This is a genomic window from Crossiella sp. CA198 (genome assembly GCF_052078295.1).
GTDB lineage: Bacteria > Actinomycetota > Actinomycetes > Mycobacteriales > Pseudonocardiaceae > Crossiella.
Map to the genome: position 1 here is coordinate 15,444 of NZ_JBQJIM010000033.1, position 4,725 is coordinate 20,168.

Genomic DNA, 4,725 nt, shown 5'->3' on the forward strand with positions numbered 1-4,725 from the left:
GTGACCGCGGCCGGCATTCTCTCGATGGGCGCCTGCGTGCCCAAGGACGAGATCCGCAACGAGGACATCGCGGATCGGTTCGGCGTCACCCCGGACTGGTTCGTCCAGCGCACCGGCGTGCGCACCCGGCGCTACGCGGCCCCGGACGAGGCGGTCTCGGACCTGTCCATCCGCGCCGCCGAACAGGCCCTGGAACGTGCCGGGGTGGCCGCGGACCGGGTGACCCACCTGATCATGGCCACCTCCACCCCGGACGCCCCGTTGCCGCCGACCTCCAGCCTGGTGCAGGACGCGATCGGCGCGCGTAACACCGCGGCCTTCGACCTCAACGCCTCCTGCAATGGGTTCCTGCACGGTGTGGCGCTGGCCCGCAATCTGGTGCGCGGCAACCCGGACGAGCTGGTGCTGGTGATCGGCGCGGACATCTACTCCCGGTTCATCGACCCCAACCACCGCGGCACGGTGGCCCTGTTCGGCGACGGCGCGGGCGCGGCTCTCATCGGCGCGGTGCCCGACGGTCTCGGGTTGCAGGACATCGAACTGCGCAGCCACGGCGAGGCGGCGTCCATCCTGGGTATCGACGCAGGCGGCAGCAGGCTGCCAGCCACCCCGGCCACCCTGATCGGCCGCAAGCACTTCGTGCGGATGGACGGCAAGGCGGTGGCCCAGTTCGTGCTCGGCGAGGTCCCCGGCCTGGTCGCCAGGGTGCTCGACCAGGCGGGCGTCGACCCGGCCACCATCGACCATTTTGTGCCGCACCAGGCCAATGGCGTGGTGATCGAGGAGCTGGTGCGGCAGGTCGGCTTCACCGGGCAGACCCACCTGACCCTGGACCGCTACGGCAACCTCGGCAGCGGTTCGATGCCGGTGACCCTGGAGGACGCCTGGCGGCGCGGCGCCTTCGCCGTGGGCGATCTGGTGCTGCTGGCCGGTTTCGGCAGCGGCATGAACCTCGGCGCGGGCCTGTTGCGCTGGAGCGCGCCCCCGATCGGCGTTGCCGAGACCAGCGATCCCAAGGAGATCAGATGACCGAGACCATCCACCTGGGCAACGGATTGCCCACCGCCAGGGACACCCCGCTGGATCCGCCCGAGGTGATCAGCAGGCTGCGCGCGCAGGCGCCGATCGCCCGGTTCACCTACCCGGACGGGCACGAGGGCTGGATCGTCACCGGCCACGCCCAGGCGCGGGCGATCCTGGCCGATCCGCGGTTCAGCTCCCGGCTGGAGTACGTGCACGCGCCGGTGGCCGGGGACCGGGCGGCCAACTTCAACCCGGCCGATGTGCCGCCGGGCATGTTCAACAAGATGGACGCGCCCGAGCACACCCGCTTCCGCAAGCAGCTGGCAGGCCAGTTCACCGCCCGCCGGATGAACCAGCTCACCGAGCGCGTCACCGAGATCGCCGAGGAACACGCCAAGGCCATGCTCGCGCAGGGCCCGCCTGCCGATCTGGTCAGCGGGTACGCGCTGCCGATCCCGTCGCTGGTGATCTGCGAGCTGCTCGGGATTCCTTACGGCGACCGGGAAACCTTCCAGGCCGACATCTCCAAGTTGATGGACATGGAGAACGGCCACGAGGAGGCGATGGCCGCGGTCGGCCGCACCTGGGGCTACGTGGCCGGACTGGTGCACCGGCGCAAGAGCGAACCGGCCGGCGACCTGCTCAGCGACCTGGTCGCCGCGGGCGACCTGACCGACCCGGAACTGACCGGGGCGGCCATCGCGCTGCTCATCGCCGGGTACGAGACCAGCTCGAACATGATCGCGCTGGGCACCTACACCCTGCTCACCCAGCCCGACCAGCTGGCCGCGCTGCGCGCTGATCCGTCCCTTGTGGACGGTGCGGTGGAGGAGCTGCTGCGCTACCTCACCGTGCTCCAGGTCGGTACCGAACGCGCGCCGCTGGAGGACGTGGAGATCGACGGGGTGCTGATGAAGGCGGGGGAGACCGCGCTGATCCACCTGCCCGCGGCCAACCGGGACCCGGCTCGCTTCGCCGACCCGGACCGGCTGGACATCACCAGGACCGACGCGGGCGGGCACCTCGCACTCGGCCACGGCATCCACCAGTGCCTGGGCCACCAGCTGGCCCGGATCGAGCTGCGCATCGCCTACTCGACCCTGCTGAGCCACTTCCCCGACCTGCGGCTGGCCGTGCCGGCCGAGGAGATCGAACTGCGACCGGGCGCGGGCGTCTACGGCGCGGTTCGCCTGCCCATCACCTGGTAGCACAAGGAGAATCCCATGACCGAGACCATCCACCTGGGCAACGGGCTGCCCCCGACCCGGGAACGCCCGCTGGACCCCTCCGACGTGCTGGCCCGGATCAGGGCGCAGGCGCCGATCGCGCCGTTCACCTTCGCCGACGGGCATGCCGGCTGGCTCGTCACCGGCTACGCCCAGGCCAAGGCGATCCTGACCGACCCGAGGTTCAGCGCGCGCGCCGAGTACTCGCACCCGGCCATCGCCGGTGAGCGCGCGCAGAGCTTCAACCCCGCGGACTACCCGCCCGGCATGTTCAGCAAGATGGACGGCGAGGAGCACTCCCGCTTCCGCAAGCTCTTCGCCGGGCAGTTCACCGCCCGCCGGATCAACGAGCTGACCGACCGGATCACCGAGGTGGCCGAGTCACACGCCAAGGCCATGCTCGCCGCGGGCCCGCCGGCCGACCTGACCACGGACTTCGCGGTGCCGGTGTCCTCCATGGTGATCTGTGAGCTGCTTGGCGTGCCGTATGCGGACCGGGACCGGTTCGAGCAGGACACCGCCACCTTCCTCAACCACGCCAGCAGTTACGAGGACAGCAAGACCGCCATCGGCAGCATCTACATGTTCCTGGCCGAACTGGTGCAGCGGCGCGCGGCCGACCCGGCCGACGATGTGCTCAGCGCGGTGGTGGCCAGTGGCGAACTGTCCGCGCCGGAGGTGATCGGGGCCTGTCTGGGCATGCTGATCGCCGGGTTCGAGGGCTCGGCGAGTCAGCTGGCACTGGGCATGTACGCGCTGCTGACCAACCCCGAGCAGCTGGCCGTGCTGCGCGCGGACGAGTCCATTATGGACAACGCGGTGGAGGAGCTGCTGCGGTATCTGAGCGTGGTCAAGGACGGCACCCAGCGTTGTCCGGTGGAGGACCTGGAGATCGACGGGGTGCTGCTCAAGCAGGGTGAGACCGCGCTGGTGCACGTGGCCGCGGCCAACCGGGATCCAGCCCGCTTCGCCGATCCGGACCGGCTGGACCTGCGCCGGACCGACGCCGCCGGACATCTCGCGCTGGGCTACGGGCCGCACATCTGCCTGGGCCAGCAGCTGGCCAGGGTGCAGATGCGGGTCGGTTACGGCACGCTGCTGCGCACCTTCCCCGATCTGCGGCTGGCCAAGCCGGTCGCGGAGATCCCGGTCGGCGTCGGCATGGCGTTGCAGGGTGTGCGCAACCTGCCGGTCACCTGGGGGCGGTGATGGGGCGTGGTGAGGTGATCGCCGGGCTGCGCGCGGAGTACGCCGAAGCGTTGGCCGGTGGCACCGCTCGGTTCTTCGAGCCACGCAGGCGGGAGTGCCCGTGGTGCGATTCGCCCAAGCTGACCACCCGGTTGCGCACGCCGGATCTCATGCAGCACAAGCCAGGCCGGTTCCTGCTGGATGAGTGCGGTGGCTGCGGGCACGTGTTCCAGAACCCGCGGCTGACCGAGGAGGGCCTGGACTTCTACTACCGCGACTTCTACGACCGGCTGGGGGAGAAGGCCACCGCCGGCCGCTTCCGCAGCCAGCAGGGCGCGTACAAGGACCGGGCCGGGATGGTGCGGCCGCACACCGAACCCAAAGCTTGGCTGGACGTGGGCACCGGTCACGGCCACTTCTGCGGCACGGCGGCCAAGCTGTTCCCGCACACCGATTTCGACGGTGTGGACATGACCGACGGGGTGCTGCTGGCCGAGGGTGAGGGCCGGATCCGGCAGGCGCACCAGGGCCGGTTCACGGCGTTGTCGGGTGGGCTGGCCGGGCAGTACGACGTGGTCAGCATGTTCCACTACCTGGAGCACAGCGTGGAACCGCGCGAGGAGATCGCCGCGGCCAGGGAAACCCTGCGCTCCGGCGGACATCTGGTGATCGAGGTGCCTGATCCGGAGTGCAGACTGGCCAAGGTGCTCGGCCGGTACTGGCTGTCCTGGTTGCAGCCACAGCACCTGAACTTCGTGCCGGTGGGCAACCTCTGCGCGGAACTGGACGAGCAGGGCTTCACCGTGGTCGAGGTGCACCGGAAGAAGGCACACATGCCCTTCGATCTGATGCTGGCCGCCGGACTGTTCGTGGAGAACCTGGCCCCGCGCGGGGACGCGCCGTGGCTGGCGGTGCCGCCGAACCCGCTGGAGCGCCTGGCGCGCGGCGCGGTGGTGGCGGCTGGCATGCCATTGGCGGTGGCCGGTGTGCTGCTGGACCGGCTGCTCACGCTCGCGCCGGAGCGGGCCGGGCTGACCAACACCTATCGGGTGCTCGCCCGGCTCTCGTAAGCCAACAGCCGGAAGTCCGGTCCGCAACCCACTCACCGTCGAGTTGGCCCAAGCCGTACGCCTGGTTTGCCCAACCGGGCGTACCAGTTGGGCCGACTCGACGTTGGGTGCGGGCCGGGGTCTGGCGCCATACGTCGGGCGAACGTCTCCCGCGCGTTGTGTCCCCGCCAGGGGTGCGCGCGGGAGGCTGCGCTCAGCCAAGGGGAACTGGGGACAAC

4 protein-coding genes are annotated in these 4,725 nt (G+C 70.4%); all 4 read left to right on the forward strand.

Features of this window, described 5'->3' with window-relative positions; translation table 11 throughout:
- Genes ACTOWY_RS38900 through ACTOWY_RS38915 form a run of 4 tightly spaced genes read left to right on the forward strand, consistent with a single transcriptional unit; the run spans position 1 to position 4,507 of the window.
- On the forward strand, positions 1-1,029 hold the full coding sequence (locus ACTOWY_RS38900; RefSeq protein ID WP_441314602.1) for a 3-oxoacyl-ACP synthase III family protein: 1,029 nt from the start codon (positions 1-3) through the stop codon (positions 1,027-1,029).
- Positions 1,026-2,231, forward strand: a complete 1,206-nt coding sequence (locus ACTOWY_RS38905; protein ID WP_441314603.1) for a cytochrome P450 — start codon at positions 1,026-1,028, stop codon at positions 2,229-2,231. Before ACTOWY_RS38900 ends, ACTOWY_RS38905 begins: the two co-directional genes overlap by 4 nt.
- Before the next feature lie 15 nt (positions 2,232-2,246).
- Positions 2,247-3,458, forward strand: coding sequence for a cytochrome P450 (locus tag ACTOWY_RS38910; protein ID WP_441314604.1), 1,212 nt, complete (start codon positions 2,247-2,249; stop codon positions 3,456-3,458).
- The gene (locus tag ACTOWY_RS38915; protein ID WP_441314605.1) at positions 3,458-4,507 is read left to right on the forward strand and encodes a class I SAM-dependent methyltransferase; all 1,050 of its coding nucleotides are present in this window, start codon (positions 3,458-3,460) and stop codon (positions 4,505-4,507) included. The genes ACTOWY_RS38910 and ACTOWY_RS38915 overlap by 1 nt, the downstream gene beginning before the upstream one ends.
- Positions 4,508-4,725 lie beyond the last annotated feature (218 nt).

Coding starts and splice junctions, on each gene's coding strand:
- ACTOWY_RS38905 (WP_441314603.1), top strand. CDS start 1,026: ATGACCGAGACCATCCACCTGGGCAACGGATTGCCCACCGCCAGGGAC.
- ACTOWY_RS38910 (WP_441314604.1), top strand. CDS start 2,247: ATGACCGAGACCATCCACCTGGGCAACGGGCTGCCCCCGACCCGGGAA.
- ACTOWY_RS38915 (WP_441314605.1), top strand. CDS start 3,458: ATGGGGCGTGGTGAGGTGATCGCCGGGCTGCGCGCGGAGTACGCCGAA.